We start from the raw sequence: 20034 nt of genomic DNA, 5'->3' as shown, positions 1-20034 counted from the left end.
CCCACCCGTCAGTGATCCGCCTTTATTCCGCCTTGTCCGCGGGCTTGGCGTTCAACTGGCCATAGTTCTGGGCGCCGATCGTCTCGTAAAGCTGGATCTGCGTTTCCAGGAAATCGATATGGCCTTCCTCGTCCGCGATCAGGTCGTCGAACAGCGACTTGGACACCTGGTCATTGACGCTGGCGCAATATTCGCGCGCCTCAAGATACAGGGTGCGGGCGTCGTGTTCGGCGGCCAGATCCGATTCCAGCGTTTCCTTCAGGGTCTGGCCGATGCGCAGCGGATCCAGTTTCTGCAGGTTCGGATGACCTTCCAGGAAGATGATTCGCGCGATCAGCCGGTCGGCGTGGTGCATCTCCTCGATCGACTCGGCGCGCGACTTGTCGGCGATATGGCCGAAGCCCCAGTCCTCCTGCAGGCGGTAGTGCAGCCAGTACTGGCTGACGGCGGTCAGTTCAGACCGCAGCGCCGCGTTGAGATAGTCGATGACCTTTGCGTCGCCCTTCATGGTGGGTGTCCTTTGCAACATCTGATTTCGCCCGCAAAATCGGCGGGGCCACGCCCAGATTATCGCAGTGACGCATGGTGTCCAGAAAGAGCGGCATGCATCCGCCGCAATCGGCGCGCTTGCCCAGGGCGTGATAGATCTTGCCCGGCGTGATGATGGTCTGGGGATCGGCGGCCCGCATCCAGTCGATCGCGGCCTTGATTTCATGGTCCGAGATTTGCGTGCAGTGGCAGACAATCATCGCGCGACTCCTGTGGTGCGGGAAACGTAGCGATTTAGTCGGAATTGTAAAGGTGACTTTTTTACTTTGTGACCGTCCGGCTTGACCAGGAAGCGGGGCGGGCGCAGAAGCGCGGCCATGAAACTGTCCGATTTCGATTTCGACCTGCCCCCTTCGCTGATCGCCACGCGACCGGCCCGGCCGCGCACGTCGGCCCGGTTGCTGCTGGCCGAGGGCAGCGCGATCGCCGACCGGCGCGTCAGCGACCTGCCGGATATCCTGCGGGCGGGCGACGTGCTGGTGCTGAACGACACGAAGGTCATTCCGGCGCGGCTGACCGGCACGCGGACGCGCCCGACGCCGCAGGGCGAGGCCACGGCCCGGATCGAGGTCACGCTGCTGGAACCCGCCGCCGATGGCTGGCGCGCCCTGGCGAAACCCCTGCGCAAGCTGCGGGCGGGCGAGGTGATCCGCTTTGGCGAGGCCCTGTCCGCCGAGGTGGCCGAGATCGCCGAAGGCGAGTTGCTGCTGCGCTTCGACGCGCAGGGCGATGCCTTCGACGCGGCGTTGCAGCAGGTGGGGGCGATGCCGCTGCCGCCCTATATCGCGGCGTTGCGGGCGCCGGACGCGCAGGACGCTCAGGATTACCAGACCGTCTGGGCCGCGCGCCAGGGCGCCGTCGCCGCCCCGACCGCCAGCCTGCATTTCGACACTGCGCTGCTGGAGGAACTGGCCGCGAAAGGCGTCCAGTTCGTCCATGTCACGCTGCATGTCGGCGCGGGCACCTTCCTGCCCGTCAAGGTCGAGGATGTGACCACCCACCGGATGCACGCCGAATGGGGCGAGGTCAGCGCCGATGCGGCAGAGGCGATCAACCGCGCCAGGGCGGAAGGCCGCCGCGTGATCCCGGTCGGCACGACCGCGCTGCGGCTGATCGAATCGGCGGCGCAGGAGGATGGCACCCTTCGGCCCTTCGAGGGGACGACCGACATCTTCATCTATCCGGGTTATCAATTCCGGGTGACGGACGGGCTGATGACCAATTTCCACCTGCCGAAATCGACGCTGCTTATGCTGGTCTCGGCGCTGATGGGACAGGACCGGATCCGCGACATCTATGCCCATGCGGTCCAGGCGGGATACCGCTTCTTCAGCTATGGCGATGCGTCGCTGCTGATCCCGCAGGGTCGCTTTCCGGCTGGCCCCTTTTCGCAGGATGGGCCACAGATGAAGGCGGACCGCCCGACCCCGTGAGAGGCTGAAAATGCTTTCCGTGCTGCGAACGACATGGCCGCTGTTCCTGGGAATCCTGCTGCTGATGGTCGGCAACGGGATGCAGGGCACGCTGCTGGGCATCCGCGGCGGGCTGGAGGGGATCCCGACCTTGCAGATGTCGGTGGTCATGTCGGGCTATTTCGCGGGCTTCCTGCTGGGCAGCCTGACGGTGCCCGGCCTCATTAAGAACGTAGGCCATGTGCGGGTCTTCGCGGCGCTCGGGTCGATGATCTCCTCGGTCCTGGTGCTTTATTCGGTCGAGCCGAACTGGATCTGGTGGACGGCTCTGCGCTGCGTGATCGGGTTCTGCTTCTGCGGGGTCTATATCACGTCGGAAAGCTGGCTGAACGCGCGGTCCACCAATGAAAACCGCGGCCAGACGTTGTCGGCCTACATGATCGTGCAACTGCTGGGGATCGTGGCGGCGCAGGCGCTGCTGAACACCTCCGATCCGGGCGGATACACGCTGTTCATCATCGCATCCGTGCTGGTGTCTTTCGCCTTCATGCCGATCCTGCTGTCGGCGCGGCCCGCGCCGCAGTTCCAGACCATCAAGCGCATGTCCTTCGCCCAGCTTTACCGCGCCTCGCCGCTGGGCTGCGTGGGCATCTTCCTGATGGGCGGGGTTTTTGCCGTCCTGTCGGGCATGTCGTCCGTCTGGGGGGCCACCATCGGGCTGTCGGTCGCGCAGATCTCGCTGTTCGTGGCGGCCAGCTATGCGGGCGGGCTGGTGCTGCAATACCCCATCGGCTGGATTTCCGACCGCTATGACCGGCGCAAGCTGGTGCTGATGCTGGCGGCGGCGGGCGCGGTGACGGGGGCGGTCGTGATCGCCATGCAGCCCGGCACCCTGGGCCTGGTGATCGCGGGGGCGCTGATGGGGGGCATCGCCAACCCGATCTACGCGCTGCTTCTGGCCTATACCAACGACTACCTGGATCAGGCCGACATGGCGGCGGCCTCGGCCGGGCTTCTGTTCATCTATGGCATCGGGTCCATGGGCGGGCCGATCATCACCGGCTGGCTGATGGAGGTCATCGGGCCTGACGGCTTCTGGGTCTATATGGCCGTCCTGCTGGCGATGCTGACCGCCTATGCCGGCTGGCGCGCGACCCGCCGCCGCGCGCTGACGCCCGAGGAGCAGGGCAATTTCGCCGTCATCACCCCCAATGCCACGACCATCGCGGTCGAGGCGGCCCTGGACGAGAAGCAGTCCGATCCTGCGCAGCGGCGGCCTTCTGACGCTGCGTAACTGGCCTTCTTGTCCCTTCCGCGCGATTGGTTTAACGCTGAACTATCGTGACCTGACAGGGGAAACCTATGGCCCAGAATTTTGATATGGTGGTGATTGGTGCCGGGCCGGGCGGCTATGTCGCCGCGATCCGGGGCGCTCAGCTGGGCCTGAAGGTGGCCTGTATCGAGCGCGAGCACCTGGGCGGCATCTGCCTCAACTGGGGCTGCATCCCCACCAAGGCGCTGCTGCGCTCGGCCGAGGTGTTCCACCTGATGCACCGTGCCAAGGACTTCGGGCTGTCTGCCGAGGGCATCGGCTTCGACCTGGAAAAGGTCGTGCAGCGGTCGCGCGGCGTCGCCAAGCAGTTGACCGGCGGCATCGGCCACCTGTTCAAGAAGAACAAGGTCACGACCATCATGGGAGAGGCGCGGCTGGTTGCCCCTGGCAAGATCAGCGTGAAAACCGACAAGGGCACCGAGGAAGTCACCGCCAAGAACATCGTCCTGGCGACCGGGGCGCGGGCGCGCGAACTGCCGGGGCTGGAACCGGATGGCAAGCTGGTCTGGAACTACAAGCACGCGCTGATGCCGCCGCATATGCCGAAAAAGCTGCTGGTGATCGGGTCCGGCGCCATCGGCATCGAATTCGCCAGCTTCTTCAATACGCTGGGCGCGGATACCACGGTGGTCGAGGTGATGGACCGCGTGCTGCCGGTCGAGGATGCCGAGATCAGCGCCTTCGCGAAAAAGCAGTTCGTCAAGCAGGGTATGAAGATCCTGGAAAAGGCCACGGTCAAGAAGCTGGACCGCAAGGGCAGCACCGTGACCGCTCATATTGAAACGGGCGGCAAGACCGAGACGCAGGATTTCGACACGGTGATCTCCGCCGTGGGCATCGTCGGCAACGTGGAGAACCTGGGGCTTGAAGACCTGGGCGTGAAGATCGACCGCACCCATGTGGTGACCGACGAATACTGCCGCACCGGCGTCGAGGGGCTTTACGCCATCGGCGACGTGGCGGGCGCGCCTTGGCTTGCGCACAAGGCCAGCCATGAAGGCGTGATGGTGGCCGAACTGATCGCGGGCGGGCATCCGCATCCGGTCAAGCCCTCCAGCATCGCGGGCTGCACCTATTGCCACCCGCAGGTGGCATCGGTCGGGCTGATCGAGGCGAAGGCCAAGGAGCTGGGGCATGAGGTCAAGGTCGGCAAGTTCCCCTTCGTCGGCAACGGCAAGGCCATCGCGCTTGGCGAACCCGAGGGCATGATCAAGACCGTCTTCGACGCCAAGACCGGCGAATTGCTGGGTGCCCATATGGTCGGAGCCGAGGTGACCGAACTGATCCAGGGCTATGTCATCGGCCGCCAGCTTGAGACGACCGAGCAGGACCTGATGGAAACGGTCTTCCCGCACCCGACCCTGTCGGAAATGATGCACGAGGCGGTTCTGGACGCCTATGGCAGGGCGATCCACTTCTAGGGCGGTAGGGTGGGGTTCCACCCCACCTTTGGCCGGGCATGGTGGGGTGAAACCCCACCCTGCGGCTGTCGTACGGATCCGCCCCGTTGCGCCATGCGGGGTTGCAACGCCCCCCCCGTCAAGGCTGCATTAACGGTTTCGTAACTATTCCTTCACCCGTGCGCCTGCCGCGGCTGAAGGAGACAGTTTATGAACATCGCGATCACCAACGGGCTTCTGCTGATGCCGCCTGCCTTCCGGGGCGGGCTGAATGCCTGGTCCCGGACGGACGGCACGCCGGGAAGCGCCACCTGGGGCTCGGCCGACAATGGCGCGCTGGTCCCGGCGGACCAGGACTTCGGCACCTGTCTTGAGGTGATGAAGCAGCAGACCACGACCAGCATCCGCTTCATGGGCGAGACGCCGATGATCCCCGGCGTCTATCTGCGCGTCTCGGCCCGCATCAAGGCGGTGGCGGGCGCGCTGTGTTCCGCGCGCATCGCCGGCTGGGCAGGCAACGGATCGCGCGCCCATGTGAACGGGTTGGTCGAGGTGGGCCCGACCGTGCCCCTGACCGCCTATGGTGAGGTGGTCGAGGTCAGCGCCATCGTCGGCGTGGGTTCCCGGCGCGGCGTGGACATGGCCTGGGGTACGGCGCCGGTCTATGGGCATTTCGGGCTGGATCTGGTCGGCGCCAATGGCGGGGCCTTCCGCATCGAATCGATCCGCATCGAGGATGTGACGGCGGCCTTCATCTCTTCGCTGATCGACTGGGTGGATGTGCGCGACTATGGCGCCAAGGGCGATGGCGTCACCAACGACCGCGCGGCCTTTGTCGCGGCGGACAAGGCGGCCAATGGCGGGTCGGTCCTGGTGCCGGAAGGGACGTTCTTCATCAGCGGCGACCTGGGCATCGACAGCCCCATCCGCTTCAAGGGCACCATCCGCACGCCCGACGCGACGCGCGTGTCATTCCTGCAAAGCTTCGATTTCCCCACCTATGCCGACGCCTTCGGCAGCGAGACGCTGGGCATGAAGAAGGCTCTGCAGGCGCTGTTCGGCTATACCGACCATGTCTCGCTGGACCTCTGCGGGCGCCGCGTCGATCTGGAGGAGCCGCTGGTCGTGGACGCGCTGGCGCCGGATCTGGTCGGGTTTTCCAACCGCCGCGTGATCTGCAACGGCAGCATCACCGCCAAGGCGGGCACCGCCTGGGACAGCGGCAAATGGACCAGTGCCGCGACCTATGACGCCGCGCAGCCGCTGCGCTTGTCCAACGTCGCCAATGTCGCCGCCATCGAGATCGGCAGCCGCGTCATCGGTCCCGGCGTCGGTCGAGAGGTTTATGTGAACGACAAGAACGTCAGCGCCCGCACGCTGACCCTGTCCCAGCCGTTATACGGAGGGTCGGGCACGCGCAGCTATACCTTCGAACGCTATCGCTATCTGTTCGATTTTTCGGGCGTCGGGCAACTGGCGCGGCTGAACTTCGTCGATCTGGACCTGAACTGCGAAGGCATCGCCAGCGGCATCATGCTGCCCCCCAAGGGCGAGATGATCGCGTTGCGCGACTGCTACATGACCAAGCCCAGGGACCGGGGCATCACGTCCATCGGGCGGGGCTGCCAGGACATGCTGGTGGACCGCTGCCAGTTCCTGTCGAACGAGATGGACCTGCCCGCCCAGAGCCGCAACACCATCGCCATCAACGTCAACGCCAATGACGTGAAGATGCGCGACAACCGCTTTGTCCGCTTCGCGCATTTCATGGTGGCGAATGGCGGCGGCCACCTGATCTCCGGCAACCACTGGTTCCAGGGCGACGGCTCGGGCGAGGGGCTGCGCTATGCCGGGCTGGTGCTGACGCGCCCGAACGTGCAGACGACGATCAACGGCAACTATATCGACAACGCGTCCATCGAATGGACCAACGAACACAGCGAGCAGCCGAACTATACCGGGTCCGAATACAGCTTTGGCGGGCTGACCATCAACGGCAACACCTGCCTGTGTTCCAACACCGCCGCCTGGTTCACCTGGCTGACGGTCAAGCCCTATGGCACCGGCCATTTCATCCACGGGCTGACGGTCACCAGCAACGTCTTCAAGGCGCTTTACGGCGACATCGACCGGATCGAGCGCGTGGACACCTCGATCGCGGATCTGAACTACAACAACATGCGCAACCTGCAGTTCGAGGGGAACACCTTCAACGGCATCAAGAGTTATGTCTCGAACCCCTTGATGCTGCAGCATAACCAGACATCATCCGCGACAAGCTGGACCCTGCCGGTGATCGACGGGCTGCCCTTCAAGGGATGGGCCAAGTCGGTCCAGTCGGTGATCGCGGAATCGGCCATCGTCAATGCCAGCGGGGCGCGCATCGACGCCGCCCCCTGGGTCCAGACCGAGGTCGGCACGACCAAGCGCCAGATCCGGCTGAACTGGCCGACGGGCGCCAAGGGCAAGGTCTCGATCTATGCCCGGATGGACCGCCCGCAGTAAGGAACCGGACCGCCGCGCACCGTCGCGGCGGTTTTCTTTCAGGACAGGCCAAGATCGGCGGGCGTCAACCGGAACGCCGCGCCGAAGCCTGCGTTCAGGAAACCCGCCTGCGGCATCAGCCTCCAGAAGCGGAAATCGGGCAGGTCGATGAAGACCGCCGCCTTGGGATGCGCCCGCAGCCAGCGGTCGCGCAGCCCGGCGGGATCGGCGACCCCCTGCGCCACGACCTGCAGCGACAGGCGCGGCCAGGTCATCGGATCGCCCCGGTCGCCCGGGGCTTCCACCAGCAACGCCGCGCGGGGGTCAGTGGCCAGGGCGCGGCTGTGGACCGCCAGTCCCGACAGCAGCGCCACCGGCACGCCGCCCGCGTCGATCTGGCAGGCGATCTTCGACAGATGCGGGTGGCCCGTTTCCGGGTCGTTCACCGCCAGCACCGCATGGCGCATCGCGGCCAGCATCTGCCGCGCGGTCTGGCGGGCGTCGTCGCTGGTGGCGCGGATCGGATCCCTGGTCATGCCCGAACGCTGCCGCGCAACCGCGTGCTTTGCAAGATTTGTGAAGTCTTAACAGATTCAGTGGGAAATCAGTGAATTAGTTATCAGAATTATTGTTTGAATGAAATGACTTAACAGAAAACCGGAAATGTGATTAACATCTCCTTGGGGAACGGCAGGAAGCCTGCTGGACGCAGCCTGTGCCAAGCGGCCGGCCAGCGAAGCGAGGAGGGAAGATGACCACCGAAACGATTGAAAAGCATCCGATTCCGGCAGGATTCGAAAACGCGCTGTGCGGCCCTGAGGATTACGCCCGCCTTTATGCCGAATCGATCCAGAACCCCGAATCGTTCTGGGGCCGCGAAGGCAAGCGGCTGGACTGGATCCACCCCTACAGCGTGGTGAAGAACACCGACTTCACCTTCGGCAATGTCTCGATCAAGTGGTACGAGGACGGGATCCTGAACGCGTCCGTCAACTGCGTGGACCGGCACCTGCCCAAGCGCGCCGACCAGACCGCCATCATCTTCGAGCCTGACGATCCCGCGACGCCCGCGCAGCACATCACCTATGCGCAACTGTCCGAAAAGGTGAACCGCTTTGCCAATGTGCTGCTGTCCCAGGGCATCATGCGCGGCGACCGTGTCGTCATCTATCTGCCGATGATCCCCGAAGCCGCCTATGCCATGCTGGCCTGCGCGCGGATCGGGGCGGTCCATTCCATCGTTTTCGCGGGCTTCTCGCCCGACGCGCTGGCCAACCGCATCAACGACTGCGGCGCCAAGGTGGTCATCACCGCCGACACCGCCCCGCGCGGCGGGCGGCGAACCAACCTGAAATCGAACACCGACGCGGCGCTGCTGCATTGTTCCGACCGGGTGCGCTGCCTTGTGGTCAAGCATACGGGCGACCAGACCACCTGGATCCAGGGCCGCGACGTGGACGTGAAGGCGCTGATGGAAACCGCCAGCCCCGATTGCCCGCCCCGCCCGATGGGGGCCGAGGATCCGCTGTTCATCCTGTACACCTCGGGCTCGACCGGCAAGCCGAAGGGGGTCGTGCATACGACCGGCGGCTATCTGGTCTATGCCGCGATGACGCACCAGTACACCTTCGACTACCAGGACGGCGACGTGTTCTGGTGCACGGCGGACGTGGGCTGGGTCACGGGCCACAGCTATATCGTCTATGGCCCGCTGGCCAATGGCGCGACCACGGTGATGTTCGAAGGCGTGCCGACCTGGCCCGATGCTGGCCGCTTCTGGGAGGTCTGCGCCAAGCACAAGGTCACGCAGTTCTATACCGCGCCGACCGCGATCCGGTCGCTGATGGCCAAGGGGACCGAGCCGATCGAGAAGCACGACCTGTCCAGCATCCGCATCCTGGGCACCGTAGGAGAGCCGATCAACCCCGAGGCCTGGAACTGGTACAACGACCATATCGGCAAGGGCCGCTGCCCCATCGTCGATACCTGGTGGCAGACCGAAACCGGCGGCCACCTGATCACGCCGCTGCCCGGCGCCATCGAGACCAAGGCCGGGTCCGCCACGCTGCCCTTCTTCGGCATCAAGCCGGTGATCCTGGAAGCCGAATCCGCCAAGGTGGTCGAGGGCAATCCGGCCGAGGGCGTGCTCTGCATCGCCGACAGCTGGCCCGGTCAGATGCGCACCGTCTGGGGCGATCACCAGCGGTTCATGGAAACCTATTTCCAGCAGTATCCCGGATACTACTTCACCGGCGACGGCTGCCGCCGGGACGAGGACGGCTATTACTGGATCACCGGGCGCGTGGACGACGTGATCAACGTCAGCGGCCACCGCATGGGGACGGCCGAGGTCGAATCGGCCCTGGTCGCCCATGAGAAGGTCGCCGAGGCTGCCGTGGTCGGATACCCGCACCCGCTGAAGGGGCAGGGCATCTATGCCTATGTCACGCTGATGAACGGCGTGCAGCCCAGCGACGAGTTGCGCGGCGAGCTGGAGAAATGGGTCCGCACGGAAATCGGCCCCATCGCCAAGCCCGACGTGATCCAGTGGGCGCCCGGAATGCCCAAGACCCGGTCCGGCAAGATCATGCGCCGCATCCTGCGCAAGATCGCCGAAAACGACTATGGCGCCCTGGGCGACATCTCGACCCTGGCCGAACCCGAGGTGGTTGACGACCTGATCGCCAACCGGATGAACCGGGGCTGATTCTTGCAGCGGGCCGTTGCCGGCCCGCCTGCGGCAATGACAGGGCGGCCTCCGGGAAGGAGGACCGGGTGCCGCCAGACCCCCTGACGAGCAATCCCCCTCACGCGTTCTCCTGCCGGAGAATGCGACCGGAGAAGGCTTGACCGTCGGGATCCAACGCCAGCGCACCGGCTGGTTCAACAGGAGGAGGATTGATGGCTTACGCATCGCCCGACGCGACGACCCGTTCGCGTCCCATGACGTCCGAGGAAAAGAAGGTCATCCTGGCCTCGTCCGCGGGCACGATCTTCGAATGGTATGACTTTTATCTGTATGGCTCGCTGGCCTCGATCATCGGGGCGCAGTTCTTCACGGCCTTCCCGGAATCGACGCGCAACGTCTTCGCGCTGCTGGCCTTCGCGGCGGGCTTCCTGGTCCGTCCCTTCGGCGCCCTTGTCTTCGGCGCCCTGGGCGACCTGATCGGGCGGAAATACACCTTCCTGGCCACGATCCTGATCATGGGCTTTTCCACCTTCCTGGTGGGCCTGCTGCCGGGATACGCGTCCTGGGGGATCGCCGCGCCGATCATCCTGATCGCGCTGCGGATGCTGCAGGGCCTGGCGCTTGGCGGCGAATACGGGGGCGCGGCGGTCTATGTGGCCGAACATGCGCCGTCGAACCAGCGGGGCTATTTCACGGCCTTCATCCAGACCACCGCGACGCTGGGCCTGCTGTTGTCGCTGATCGTGATCCTGCTGGTCACGTCCTATGTCAACGGCAACTATCCGGCGGTGCCGCAACTGGGCCTGGACGGCCAGCCGCTGCTGGACGCCACCGGCGCGCAGGTCATGCTGGAGCCGTTCAAGGCCTGGGGCTGGCGCATTCCCTTCCTGGGGTCGGTCTTCCTGCTGCTGATCTCTCTCTACATCCGCCTGCAGATGAACGAATCGCCCGCCTTCAAGAAGATGAAGGAAGAAGGCGCGCAGTCCAAGGCGCCGCTGAAGGAAGCCTTCGGCAACTGGAGGAACGGCAAGATCGCCCTGATCGCGCTGCTGGGCCTGACCGCCGGGCAAGCCGTGGTCTGGTATTCGGGCCAGTTCTACGCGCTGTTCTTCATCCAGAACGTCGTCAAGGTGGACCAGTTCAGCGCCAACGTCTTTGTCGCCTGGTCGCTGATCCTGGGCACGGCGGGCTTCCTGTTCTTCGGGTCGCTGTCCGACAAGATCGGGCGCAAGCCGATCATCCTGGGCGGCTGCGCGCTTGCGGCGGCCACCTATATGTGGGTGTTCCCGATGCTGACGGCGGTTGCGAACCCCGCACTGGCCGCGGCCCAGCACGTGCCCGTCACGGTGACGGCGTCGCCGGACGACTGTTCCTTCCAGTTCAACCCGGTCGGCACCGCGCAGTTCAACAACAGCTGCGATATCGTCAAGGCGACGCTGTCGAAGTCCTCGGTCAACGTCCAGGAAACGGTCGATGCCCCGGCGGGCACCGTGGCCTCGGTCAAGGTCGGCGACACCGTGGTGCAGTCCTATGACGGCAACACGCTGACGGGCGACGCCCTGAAGGCCGAAAAGGACCGCTTCACTGCCGAGATCAACGCGGCGCTGACGGCTGCCGGCTATCCGCTGGTGGCGGCCGACAACACCACCGTCGCCAAGGCCGACCACTTCTTCGACATCTTCAACGGCCAGAACATCAAGATCGTGCTGATCCTGACCTATCTGATCGTGCTGGTGACGATGGTCTATGGCCCGATCGCCGCGCAGCTGGTCGAGCTTTACCCGACCCGCATCCGCTATTCCGGCCTGTCGCTGCCCTACCACATCGGCAACGGCTGGTTCGGCGGCCTGCTGCCCGCGACCGCCTTCGCGATCTCGGCCCAGACCGGCAACATCTATGCGGGCCTGTGGTATGCCATCGTGATCGCGGTGATGACGGTGATCATCGGCACTCTCTTCGTGCCGAACGGCACCCACAAGAAGAACATCTTCGCGGACGACAACGTCTGATCCTGCACAAGGGCGGGCCGGGGCGATCCCGGCCCGCCATCACCGTTTCAGATCGGGAAGGCGCGGCCCATGGCCCGGATTCTTGTCATCGAGGACGAGGACAACATCGCCATCGCCCTGGAATTCCTGCTTTCCCGCGACGGACACGCCCATTCCCGCCTGTCCGAAGGCGGTGCCGCCCTGGCCGCCATCCGCCGCGAACGCCCCGACCTTGTCCTGCTGGACGTGATGCTGCCCGACATGTCTGGATACGAGATCGTCGAGCTTCTACGCGCCGATCCATGCCTGTCGGGGGTGCGCATCCTGCTGATGACCGCGCGCGGATCGGTGGTGGAACGGCGCCGCGGCCTTGACCTTGGCGCGGACGGCTTCATCGCCAAGCCGTTCGAATTGTCGGAACTGCGGGCCGAGATGACCCGGCTGCTGAGCTGAACCCTATCTGCGCCCCCGCCACAGCGACCACGCGCCCAAGCCGATGCCGATATAGACCGCGTTCACCAGAAGCCCCGCCAGCACCTGCGTGGCCATCGGCTCGGGCCGGGCGGTGGCGCCGGTCAGCGGAATGATGACGGCCACGAAGACCGCGCCCGCGATCAGCGGCAGCAGCATCCCCGTCAGCGGACGGTTGCGCAGCGTCGTCAGCAGCAGCGCAATGATCAGGCCAATGCGGAACACATCCGTCGCCTGGGCCGCAAGCAGATCCGCCATCATCCAATCCCCTTGTCTTTTCCGCAGCCTAGACCGCCAGGCGCGGTGCCGTCCAGCCGCCTGAAAGAGGATAGGCATTCATCCCTGCGCCATCCTTGATCTGGCGAAGGCCATCGCCTTCGCCACGTGATGCCCTATCCACCCCTATCGTCGGGCTTCCAAAGCCCGGCCAGCGCCCGCCTTGCCGAGGCTTCGCCCTTCGTCGCTGAAAAGGTCCACTGGACCTTTTTCCGGGCGCTGGTTTCGCTTGGTCGCGGGATGGCGAGGGTTCTGGTGGCACCCGATCAAGCGGGCGGAGGAAGCGCATGCGTTTGCTGGTCCCGCCCGGTCAGGGAAGCGGGCTGCACCGCCCTTGTAGCTGCTGAATGCCGATCCCCCTAGAGCGGGATTTCCGGCTGATCGGGATCAATAGGGATGTCAGGCGGCGCGGGAACGGCATCGCGGGGACCGCCCAGCGATTCCCCGATGGGCGGCGGAGGCGGCGCGCCGGGCTTGCGGCGGATCAGCACGTCGCCGTTTTCCAGCCTTTCCGGCGCCTGATAATTGCCCAGGTCGTCAACCAGGACGGCCAGATCCTCCAGCATGGGCGCAAGGTCCGACAGGGCGCCGCCCATGTCCCGGCCCAGCCGGTTCAGGTCGGGACCAAATTCGTTCCACAGGTTTTCGGCGATGATGCCAAGGCCGCGTTCGACCAGGCCCAGGCCATCCTCGGTCGCGGTCTGGGCGAGGGCGGACCCCGGCAGGGCAAGCAGGACAGGGATCAGAAACCGGCGCATCACCAACTCCGCATGTTGCCCCGGTCATGCTAACCCCGCGCCAGAAGGGCGTCCAACGGAAAAGGGCTGGCCAAAGGCCAGCCCTTCAAACCTGACGGACCCGAAGTTCCGTTCAGAAATCAGCTGTCGTCGTCGTCCGAAGCAACGGCGGCGATGACGCCCAGCAGCAGCAGGGCCGGGACAACCAGGCCAGCGTTGGTCGAAGCCGGCTTTTCTTCCACGACGACGGGTTCAACGTCGACGACGGGGGCGACATAGCCACCGGCCAGAGCCGAGGTAGCGGTCAGGCCGAGAGCGGCAGCGAAGGTAGCGAATTTGGTCATGATCATGCTCCGTTTCGTTGAAGGCTGCCGTCACCGGCAACATCGAGGCGACAGTTACACAATCCCGCACAGTTTGAAAGCTGCATTGATTCAAATCCGTCGCTGGCTTGTGCCGACTGTTGCATATTGGCCAACACCCTTTGGAACGCCTGGTTCCGCATGAAAATCGGCGGTCCCCAAGGGTGTGGCAATCCTGCACTAACCGCGCCGGAAAGCCTGTGAAACCGCGAAAATCACGGCTGCGGCGCTGACGATCGAGGGGCCTGCGGGCGTGTCCAGATGCAGGCTGGCCGACAGCCCCGCGAGCACCGCGAAAGCGGCGATCAGCGTGGCATTGCCGACCATCCATTCGGGGGTGCGCGACAATCCGCGGGCGGTCGCCGCCGGAACGATCAGCATTGCCGAAATCAGCAGCGATCCGACCACACGAATCGACAGCGCGACCACAACCGCAAGGGCCACCGACAGGACCATCCGCTCGATACGGGGGTCGATGCCTGCGGCCATGGCAAGTTCCTCGTTCAAGGATGCGGTCAGCAGCCGCTGCCAGCGCCAGGCCAGCAGGGACAGGACCATCGCGGCACCCGCCCAGATCAGCGCCAGATCGCCCCGGCCCACGGCCAGGATGTCGCCGAACAGATAGGCGGACAGATCCGAGCGCGCCTGGGGCACGAAGCTGATCGCCACCAGGCCGATGGCCAGCGCGGAATGGGACAGCACCCCCAGCATCGTGTCCATCGCCTGCCCGCGCGTGACCAGGGCCGAGACCGCCAGGGCCATCGCCAGGGCAACCAGCAGCGTCCCGGCGTAAACCGAGGCGTTGAAGGCCAGGCTGATCGCCACCCCCAGGATCGCGGCATGGGCGGTGGAATCGCCGAAATAGGCCATGCGCCGCCAGACGACGAAGCTGCCCAGTGGCCCCGCCACCACCGCAACGCCAAGACCCGCCAGAATGGCGCGGAGGAAGAAATCGTCCAGCATCAGGATGCCTCGGCGTGGTGATGGTGGTGGTGGTGATGGGGACCGCCGTGGTCGTGGTCATGGTCGTGATGGTGCTGGTAAAGCGCCAGGGTGCCTTCGGAGTCCGCGCCGAACAGGGCGCGGTATTCGGGGGCGGTGCTGACATGCTGGGGCGTGCCCTCGCAGCAGACATGGCCGTTGAGACAGATCACCCGGTCGGACGCCCGCATCACCACCAGCAGGTCGTGGCTGACCATCAGCACCGCCGCCCCGGTCTGGCGGCGCACATCCTCGATCAGCTTGTAGAAGACGACGATGCCGGGCTGGTCCAGGCCCTGCGTGGGTTCGTCCAGAACCAGCAGATGCGGGTCGTGCAGCAGCGCGCGGGCCAGCAGCACCCGCTGGAACTGACCGCCGGACAGCTGGGTCAACTGGCGCGGCCCGACGCCCTCGGCCCCGGTGCGGGCCAGGACTTGCGCGGCCACGTCGTCAGGGATCCGGCGGGGCAGGGACAGGAAGCGGCGCACGGTCATGGGAATGGTCGTGTCCACCTGCACCCGCTGCGGGACATAGCCGATGCGCAGGCCCGGCTTGCGCGTCACATGCCCGGCCGCCAGCGGCATATGCCCCAGAAGCGCGCGGATCAGAGAGGATTTGCCCGATCCGTTCGGCCCGACCACGGTGACGATCTCTTGCGCGGCGATGCGGAAATCGACGCCTTGCAGCACGGTCTCATGGCTGCCGGGGCGCAGGATGGTCAGGCCCTGGGCCTCGATCAGCGCGCTCATGCGCCCGTCTCCTTCCCGGCGCAGGCGGGGCAGAGGCCCAGGGCCTCGATGGTGACGCGTTCGACGGCAAAGCCGGTCTGGGCCGCCAGATCCGACAGGGCGGCGCGGACCGGGGCGGCGGGCAGTTCGGCCAGCGTGTCGCAGCCCCGGCAGATCAGGAAGGCGGGCGCGTGGTCATGGCCGGGATGCAGGCAGGCGGCAAAGGCGTTCAGCCGCTGCAAGCGGTGCGCAAGGCCGTGTTCGACCAGAAACTCCAGCGCGCGATAGGCGACGGGGGGCTGGCGGCCGAAGCCCTCGGCGGCAAGGCGGTCCAGCACCTCATAGGCGCCCATTGCGCGGTGCGATTCCAACAGGATCTCCAGCGTGCGCCGACGCACGGGGGTCATGCGGCCGCCTTGCTGGGCAAGCCGTTCCGCCGCCTTGTCCAAGGCGCGCGCCTCGCAGGCGCGGTGGTCGTGGGGGGCGAATGCCGGGGTGGTGTTGTTGCTGGCCAATGTCGTTACTTTATTACATCACGGTTGACTTGTTATCTTGTAACATGGATAGGAATGGGCCTGCAATCAATGAACAAGGGACATCCGATGCGCATCATGCTTGCCGCACTGGCCTTTCTGGCCGCCAGCCCGGCCCTGGCCGACACTCCGCCCGTCGTGGTCGATACGCCGGTGACCGGGTCGCTGGTCCAGCAGGTTCTGGGCGCGGGCGGGCAGGTGCAGGTTCTGCTGCCGCAGGGGGCAAGCGCCCATCACCACCAGATGCGCCCCTCGGACGCGCGGAGCTTGCAGGATGCCGGGCTGCTGGTCTGGACCGGGCCGGAGCTGACGCCCTGGCTGGACCGCTCGGCCGCCTCGCTGGCCGGGGGGGCGGCGCAGCTTCGCCTGCTGGAGGTGCCCGGAACCCGTCTGCGCAGCTATGGCGGGGATCACGGGCACGACCACGATCACGGGCACGAGCCCGACCACGATCACGGCGGCACCGATCCCCATGCCTGGCTGGATCCGGCCAATGCGCAGGCATGGCTGGCGGCGATTGCCGATGCGCTTGCAAAGGCCGATCCCGACAATGCCGCGCAATATGCGCAGAATGCGCAAGTCGCGGCGCAGCGCATCGCCGATCTGGACGCCGACCTCCAGGCGCGGCTTGCGCCCCACAAGGGAGCCAGCTTTGTCGTCTTCCACGACGCCTATGGCTATTTCACCGATCATTATGGCCTGCGCCCGGCCATCGCGGTGTCGCTTGGGGATGCCAGCACGCCCTCGGCCGCGCGGCTGGCCGAGATCCGGGACGAGATCGCGGCAACGGGGGCGGTCTGCGCCTTCCCCGAATATGCCAGCGATCCGAAGCTGGTCGAAACCATGATCCAAGGGACAAAGGTGCGCATGGGCGACGAACTGTCCCCCGAAGGCGGTGCCCTTCCTGTAGGGGCCGATCTTTACGCCGGGATCATGACCCGGATGGCAGCGTCGCTGGCGGATTGCCTTTCAGGCCAGTAGGCCACGGAAAAGGGCGGCTTCGCGCCGTCTACAGATTTCCGACTCTTTTACTTTGACATTCCAGACGGAATTCGTCAGATTTCGGCTTACCGCAGGCTTGAACCAAGAGGCTGACCATGACCGCAGCACGCCCCGCCGATTTCCAGCAACCCGCGACCAGCGTCCTGTCGCGTATTCCGCAGCATGACGCGACCGCGCTGACGCGGGGCGGCAACCAGGCCCTCATCATCCTGGACGAGCAGATCTATCAGTTGCGCATCACCCGCGCCGGCAAGCTGATCCTGACGAAGTAACCCTCCTTCACCTCGGGGTCACACTGGCGCGCGGCCCCTACGGCATTCCGGCAATTCCCTGAATCGCCGGAATGCCGTAGGCGGCTGTCTTGCGCATTTTCAGACGCAAAACCGGCATCCACTTTGCTGAAAATGCTTCAGGGCGCAGGCGGGCGGGGATCACCCGCGCGGCTTGCCCCCAGACCTGCCGCCCGGTTTGCCGCCAGGACGCCCGCGCGGCTTGTCGGTGAACCGGGCGCCGCCGTCACCCGAACCGCCGCGCGCCGGTTTCGGCCCGCCCGGCTTTCCGAACTTCCGATCACCGCCGGGCTTTCCCTCGCCCCTGGGCTTGAAGCCGCGTTCGCCCGCAGGCTTGCCGTCGCGCGGCCCGAAACCCGGCTTGCTGTCGCCACGCGGCTTGAAGCCCCGCTCTCCCTCTGGCCGGTCGCCGTCGCGGCGGGGCTTGAAGGGGCGGTCGCCATCAGTGCGGCCTTCGCTGCGCGGTCCGAAACCCGGCTTGCCTTTGTTGAAGCCACGATCACCGCCCGGCTTGCCCTCGCCCCGCGGCTTGAAGCCGCGTTCGCCTTCTGGCCGGTCGCTGTCGCGGCGGGGCTTGAAGGGACGGTCGCCGTCCGGGCGGCCTTCGCCGCGCGCCTTGAAGCCCGGCTTGTCGCCGTCGCGCCGCCAGTTGTCCCCCTGGCCGTCGCGCGCGGGCTTGCCGAAGCGGGGGCGATCCTCGAACCCTTCCGCGCGGGGCTTGCCGGACCAGGGCCGCGCGGGGCGGTCGCCATCCTCCCTTGCGCCGGGCTTGCCGCCAAAACGCGGCCGGTCATCTTCGCGGGCAAAGCGCGGCTTGCCGGGCTTGTCGCCCCAAGACCGGGCAGGGCGGTCCCCGTCGCCGCGCGGGCCGGAAGGCTTGCGGGCAAAGCGGCTTTCGCCTTCCTCTCCGCCGGCGGAGCGGAAGCTGCGGCGCGGGGCGTCGCCTTCCTCGCGGCGCGGGCCACGCGGGCCTTCCGCGCCACGGGGACGCATCTCGCGCTCCTTGGGGGCGGTTTCCTCGCCCGTCAGCAGCCCGCCAAGCTGGTCGCGCAACACGCGGCGCTTGACCTCGACCACCTCGTTCTTCTCCATGCCCGTCAGCTTGAAGGGACCGTAACCGATGCGGATCAGCCGGTTTACCTGAAGGCCCACATGGGCCATGGCGCGGCGGATCTCGCGGTTCCGGCCCTCGCGGATGCCGACGGTCAGCCAGGCGTTCGCACCCTGCTGGCTGTCCAGCTTGATTTCCATCGGGGCGAATTCCTCGCCGTCGATGGTCGCGCCACGGCGCAGGGGGGCAAAGGTCATGTCGCTGGGCGTGCCGTTCACCCGCACGCGATACCGGCGCAGCCAGCCGGTCGAGGGCAGTTCCAGCCGCCGCTTCAATTCGCCATCGTTGGTCAGCAGCAGCAGCCCTTCGGACGTAAGGTCCAGCCGCCCGACCGTCATCACGCGGGGCAGGTCGCGGGGCAGGGCGTCGAACACCGTCTGGCGGCCCTTCTCGTCGGATTCGGAGGTCACCAGCCCGACCGGCTTGTAATACAGCCACAGCCGCGTTTCCTGCGGCTCGTCCAGCTTCTTGCCGTCCACGGTGATGCGGTCGGTCGGCAGCACGTCAAGCGCGGGGCTGTCGATCTTTTTCCCGTTCACCGTCACCCGGCCTTCCAGGATCATGCGTTCCGCATCCCGCCTGCTGGCGACGCCCGCGCGGGCCATCACCTTGGCGATGCGGTCGGGGGTCTGGGCGGGGGTCTGTTCGGGGGCGGGGGTGGTGTCTTCGGTCATGGCGATCTCCTGCGCATCGCTGCGGTGGCAAAGCCGCGCTTCTAGCGGGTGCGCGGGGTGGTGGAAAGGGCTGCTTGCACGAAGGCCGCACCCTTGCGACAAGCGGCGGATGAGCCGCTTTACCTCACATATGGCGCTGGCCCTGGCCGAGGCAAGGGCCGCCGCCCTTCGGGGCGAGGTGCCGGTGGGCGCGGTGGTCGTGGCCCCGGACGGGCGCGTCGTGGCGGCGGCGGGCAACCGCACGCGCGAACTGTCGGACCCGACGGCCCATGCCGAGATCCTGGCGATCCGCGAGGCTTGCCGCTTGGCCGCGTCCGAACGCCTGCCCGGCCATGACCTGTGGGTCACGCTGGAGCCGTGCCCGATGTGCGCCGCCGCCATCTCCGCCGCGCGGATCGGGCGGCTGTATTACGGGGCCAGCGACGTGCGGATGGGCGGGGTGGAACATGGCGCGCGGGTCTTTGACCATCCGCAATGCCATCACCGCCCGCAGGTTTATGACGGGCTTGGCGCGGATCAGGCGCGGGCGCTGCTGCAGGGGTTCTTTCAAACCCGTCGATGACGGTTGCGCAGCGCGCACGCCTTGTCTATACCACCGCCCATGCGGGTGTAGCTCAATGGTAGAGCAGCAGCCTTCCAAGCTGAATACGTGGGTTCGATTCCCATCACCCGCTCCAACCATTTTCCTGAAAGATCAGTCGATCGAGCGGACGTTGCTGCGCAGCACCGACTGCACCTGCAGGCTGTCGGGGTCCACGCGGACCAGATAACCGTCAATGATGGCATAGCGGCTGCCGCGCAGATCGGAGCCCAGGCCATAGAAGCCGGGCCGTTCGATGAAATCCACGTCCTTGGCGTCAAGAACATCGCCCGGCGTCAGCTTGCGCACCTTGACCTTGACCTCGCCTTGGGGCGTGCCTTGCGCTTGCAGGTCGTAATCGCCTGAAAGCGCGATCACGATGGCGGCCGCAAGGGCGGTCGCGATCACGGCTGGCTGGAGGGTCATGGTCGTCT

At 66.1% G+C, this 20034-nt stretch carries 21 protein-coding genes and 1 tRNA gene; 11 read left to right on the top strand and 11 right to left on the bottom strand.

Going from position 1 to position 20034, the window contains the following annotated elements:
• Window positions 1-22: 22 nt before the first annotated feature.
• Both bfr and AAIL68_RS04980 read right to left on the bottom strand, forming a co-directional pair.
• Entirely contained in the window at window positions 23-508 is a 486-nt protein-coding gene (gene bfr, locus AAIL68_RS04985) for a bacterioferritin (RefSeq protein ID WP_347138461.1), read from the bottom strand.
• Window positions 456-749: a (2Fe-2S)-binding protein gene (locus tag AAIL68_RS04980; RefSeq protein ID WP_347138459.1), complete on the bottom strand. Its 294-nt coding sequence runs from the start codon at window positions 747-749 to the stop codon at window positions 456-458. The genes bfr and AAIL68_RS04980 overlap by 53 nt, the downstream gene beginning before the upstream one ends.
• Before the next feature lie 117 nt (window positions 750-866).
• On the opposite strand from AAIL68_RS04980, the gene queA reads away from it, so the two are divergent.
• The 4 genes from queA (at window position 867) to AAIL68_RS04960 (ending at window position 7199) form a co-directional block, all read left to right on the top strand.
• On the top strand, window positions 867-1982 hold the full coding sequence (gene queA, locus AAIL68_RS04975; RefSeq protein ID WP_347138458.1) for a tRNA preQ1(34) S-adenosylmethionine ribosyltransferase-isomerase QueA: 1116 nt from the start codon (window positions 867-869) through the stop codon (window positions 1980-1982).
• Window positions 1983-1992: 10 nt separating this feature from the next.
• Entirely contained in the window at window positions 1993-3255 is a 1263-nt protein-coding gene (locus AAIL68_RS04970; protein ID WP_347138457.1) for an MFS transporter, read from the top strand.
• Window positions 3256-3323: 68 nt separating this feature from the next.
• On the top strand, window positions 3324-4715 hold the full coding sequence (gene lpdA, locus AAIL68_RS04965) for a dihydrolipoyl dehydrogenase (RefSeq protein WP_347138456.1): 1392 nt from the start codon (window positions 3324-3326) through the stop codon (window positions 4713-4715).
• Between the two features lie 189 nt (window positions 4716-4904).
• Complete coding sequence (locus AAIL68_RS04960) at window positions 4905-7199, top strand: glycosyl hydrolase family 28-related protein (protein ID WP_347138455.1); 2295 nt, start codon at window positions 4905-4907, stop codon at window positions 7197-7199.
• A 38-nt stretch (window positions 7200-7237) separates the two neighbouring features.
• Here AAIL68_RS04960 and AAIL68_RS04955 read toward each other — a convergent pair whose 3' ends face one another.
• Window positions 7238-7714: a pyridoxamine 5-phosphate oxidase gene (locus AAIL68_RS04955; RefSeq protein ID WP_347138454.1), complete on the bottom strand. Its 477-nt coding sequence runs from the start codon at window positions 7712-7714 to the stop codon at window positions 7238-7240.
• A 215-nt stretch (window positions 7715-7929) separates the two neighbouring features.
• Between AAIL68_RS04955 and acs the strand changes: the two genes are divergently transcribed.
• From acs to AAIL68_RS04940, 3 genes are all read left to right on the top strand, one after another.
• Window positions 7930-9885: an acetate--CoA ligase gene (gene acs / locus AAIL68_RS04950; RefSeq protein WP_347138453.1), complete on the top strand. Its 1956-nt coding sequence runs from the start codon at window positions 7930-7932 to the stop codon at window positions 9883-9885.
• 194 nt (window positions 9886-10079) lie between these two features.
• Window positions 10080-11876: an MFS transporter gene (locus AAIL68_RS04945; RefSeq protein WP_347138452.1), complete on the top strand. Its 1797-nt coding sequence runs from the start codon at window positions 10080-10082 to the stop codon at window positions 11874-11876.
• A 69-nt stretch (window positions 11877-11945) separates the two neighbouring features.
• Window positions 11946-12308 (top strand): response regulator, encoded by a 363-nt coding sequence (locus tag AAIL68_RS04940; RefSeq protein ID WP_347138451.1) that lies wholly within the window; start codon window positions 11946-11948, stop codon window positions 12306-12308.
• A gap of 3 nt (window positions 12309-12311) precedes the next feature.
• On the opposite strand, the gene AAIL68_RS04935 is transcribed toward AAIL68_RS04940, so the two are convergent.
• The 6 genes from AAIL68_RS04935 to AAIL68_RS04910 all read right to left on the bottom strand — a co-directional run bounded on the left by AAIL68_RS04935 (window position 12312) and on the right by AAIL68_RS04910 (window position 15925).
• Window positions 12312-12587 (bottom strand): hypothetical protein, encoded by a 276-nt coding sequence (locus tag AAIL68_RS04935; RefSeq protein ID WP_347138450.1) that lies wholly within the window; start codon window positions 12585-12587, stop codon window positions 12312-12314.
• Between the two features lie 374 nt (window positions 12588-12961).
• Window positions 12962-13360, bottom strand: coding sequence for a hypothetical protein (locus AAIL68_RS04930; RefSeq protein ID WP_347138448.1), 399 nt, complete (start codon window positions 13358-13360; stop codon window positions 12962-12964).
• A 119-nt stretch (window positions 13361-13479) separates the two neighbouring features.
• On the bottom strand, window positions 13480-13689 hold the full coding sequence (locus AAIL68_RS04925) for a hypothetical protein (protein ID WP_347138447.1): 210 nt from the start codon (window positions 13687-13689) through the stop codon (window positions 13480-13482).
• 192 nt (window positions 13690-13881) lie between these two features.
• Window positions 13882-14664, bottom strand: a complete 783-nt coding sequence (locus AAIL68_RS04920; protein ID WP_347138446.1) for a metal ABC transporter permease — start codon at window positions 14662-14664, stop codon at window positions 13882-13884.
• Complete coding sequence (locus AAIL68_RS04915) at window positions 14664-15431, bottom strand: metal ABC transporter ATP-binding protein (RefSeq protein ID WP_347138445.1); 768 nt, start codon at window positions 15429-15431, stop codon at window positions 14664-14666. The genes AAIL68_RS04920 and AAIL68_RS04915 overlap by 1 nt, the downstream gene beginning before the upstream one ends.
• Window positions 15428-15925, bottom strand: a complete 498-nt coding sequence (locus AAIL68_RS04910; protein WP_347138444.1) for a Fur family transcriptional regulator — start codon at window positions 15923-15925, stop codon at window positions 15428-15430. The genes AAIL68_RS04915 and AAIL68_RS04910 overlap by 4 nt, the downstream gene beginning before the upstream one ends.
• An 87-nt stretch (window positions 15926-16012) precedes the next feature.
• Between AAIL68_RS04910 and AAIL68_RS04905 the strand changes: the two genes are divergently transcribed.
• Both AAIL68_RS04905 and AAIL68_RS04900 read left to right on the top strand, forming a co-directional pair.
• Window positions 16013-16924, top strand: a complete 912-nt coding sequence (locus AAIL68_RS04905; RefSeq protein ID WP_347138442.1) for a zinc ABC transporter substrate-binding protein — start codon at window positions 16013-16015, stop codon at window positions 16922-16924.
• Between the two features lie 116 nt (window positions 16925-17040).
• Window positions 17041-17217: a hemin uptake protein HemP gene (locus AAIL68_RS04900; protein ID WP_207102221.1), complete on the top strand. Its 177-nt coding sequence runs from the start codon at window positions 17041-17043 to the stop codon at window positions 17215-17217.
• A gap of 159 nt (window positions 17218-17376) precedes the next feature.
• Here the strand turns inward: AAIL68_RS04900 and AAIL68_RS04895 are convergent, their stop codons facing one another.
• Window positions 17377-19020, bottom strand: a complete 1644-nt coding sequence (locus AAIL68_RS04895; protein ID WP_347138441.1) for a pseudouridine synthase — start codon at window positions 19018-19020, stop codon at window positions 17377-17379.
• Window positions 19021-19129: 109 nt separating this feature from the next.
• On the opposite strand from AAIL68_RS04895, the gene AAIL68_RS04890 reads away from it, so the two are divergent.
• Window positions 19130-19582 (top strand): nucleoside deaminase, encoded by a 453-nt coding sequence (locus tag AAIL68_RS04890; protein ID WP_347138440.1) that lies wholly within the window; start codon window positions 19130-19132, stop codon window positions 19580-19582.
• Between the two features lie 41 nt (window positions 19583-19623).
• Window positions 19624-19697, top strand: a tRNA-Gly gene (locus AAIL68_RS04885).
• Window positions 19698-19714: 17 nt separating this feature from the next.
• Here the strand turns inward: AAIL68_RS04885 and AAIL68_RS04880 are convergent.
• Window positions 19715-20026: a hypothetical protein gene (locus tag AAIL68_RS04880; protein WP_347138439.1), complete on the bottom strand. Its 312-nt coding sequence runs from the start codon at window positions 20024-20026 to the stop codon at window positions 19715-19717.
• Window positions 20027-20034 lie beyond the last annotated feature (8 nt).

This window comes from Paracoccus sp. SSK6, assembly GCF_039770665.1.
Taxonomy (GTDB): Bacteria; Pseudomonadota; Alphaproteobacteria; order Rhodobacterales; family Rhodobacteraceae; genus Paracoccus.
Note: the sequence above shows the minus strand (reverse complement) of the source record. Positions and strands in the feature narration are given on the sequence as shown.

What these genes read in the sequence shown, in the direction of transcription:
- AAIL68_RS04900 (WP_207102221.1), top strand. Translation starts at nt 17,041, where the DNA reads ATGACCGCAGCACGCCCCGCCGATTTCCAGCAACCCGCGACCAGCGTC.
- queA (WP_347138458.1), top strand. Translation starts at nt 867, where the DNA reads ATGAAACTGTCCGATTTCGATTTCGACCTGCCCCCTTCGCTGATCGCC.
- AAIL68_RS04915 (WP_347138445.1), bottom strand. Translation starts at nt 15,431, where the DNA reads ATGAGCGCGCTGATCGAGGCCCAGGGCCTGACCATCCTGCGCCCCGGC.
- AAIL68_RS04935 (WP_347138450.1), bottom strand. Translation starts at nt 12,587, where the DNA reads ATGATGGCGGATCTGCTTGCGGCCCAGGCGACGGATGTGTTCCGCATT.
- AAIL68_RS04945 (WP_347138452.1), top strand. Translation starts at nt 10,080, where the DNA reads ATGGCTTACGCATCGCCCGACGCGACGACCCGTTCGCGTCCCATGACG.
- AAIL68_RS04880 (WP_347138439.1), bottom strand. Translation starts at nt 20,026, where the DNA reads ATGACCCTCCAGCCAGCCGTGATCGCGACCGCCCTTGCGGCCGCCATC.
- AAIL68_RS04980 (WP_347138459.1), bottom strand. Translation starts at nt 749, where the DNA reads ATGATTGTCTGCCACTGCACGCAAATCTCGGACCATGAAATCAAGGCC.
- AAIL68_RS04920 (WP_347138446.1), bottom strand. Translation starts at nt 14,664, where the DNA reads ATGCTGGACGATTTCTTCCTCCGCGCCATTCTGGCGGGTCTTGGCGTT.
- AAIL68_RS04940 (WP_347138451.1), top strand. Translation starts at nt 11,946, where the DNA reads ATGGCCCGGATTCTTGTCATCGAGGACGAGGACAACATCGCCATCGCC.
- AAIL68_RS04890 (WP_347138440.1), top strand. Translation starts at nt 19,130, where the DNA reads ATGAGCCGCTTTACCTCACATATGGCGCTGGCCCTGGCCGAGGCAAGG.
- AAIL68_RS04925 (WP_347138447.1), bottom strand. Translation starts at nt 13,689, where the DNA reads ATGATCATGACCAAATTCGCTACCTTCGCTGCCGCTCTCGGCCTGACC.
- AAIL68_RS04905 (WP_347138442.1), top strand. Translation starts at nt 16,013, where the DNA reads ATGCGCATCATGCTTGCCGCACTGGCCTTTCTGGCCGCCAGCCCGGCC.
- AAIL68_RS04955 (WP_347138454.1), bottom strand. Translation starts at nt 7,714, where the DNA reads ATGACCAGGGATCCGATCCGCGCCACCAGCGACGACGCCCGCCAGACC.
- acs (WP_347138453.1), top strand. Translation starts at nt 7,930, where the DNA reads ATGACCACCGAAACGATTGAAAAGCATCCGATTCCGGCAGGATTCGAA.
- AAIL68_RS04960 (WP_347138455.1), top strand. Translation starts at nt 4,905, where the DNA reads ATGAACATCGCGATCACCAACGGGCTTCTGCTGATGCCGCCTGCCTTC.
- bfr (WP_347138461.1), bottom strand. Translation starts at nt 508, where the DNA reads ATGAAGGGCGACGCAAAGGTCATCGACTATCTCAACGCGGCGCTGCGG.
- lpdA (WP_347138456.1), top strand. Translation starts at nt 3,324, where the DNA reads ATGGCCCAGAATTTTGATATGGTGGTGATTGGTGCCGGGCCGGGCGGC.
- AAIL68_RS04970 (WP_347138457.1), top strand. Translation starts at nt 1,993, where the DNA reads ATGCTTTCCGTGCTGCGAACGACATGGCCGCTGTTCCTGGGAATCCTG.
- AAIL68_RS04930 (WP_347138448.1), bottom strand. Translation starts at nt 13,360, where the DNA reads ATGCGCCGGTTTCTGATCCCTGTCCTGCTTGCCCTGCCGGGGTCCGCC.
- AAIL68_RS04895 (WP_347138441.1), bottom strand. Translation starts at nt 19,020, where the DNA reads ATGACCGAAGACACCACCCCCGCCCCCGAACAGACCCCCGCCCAGACC.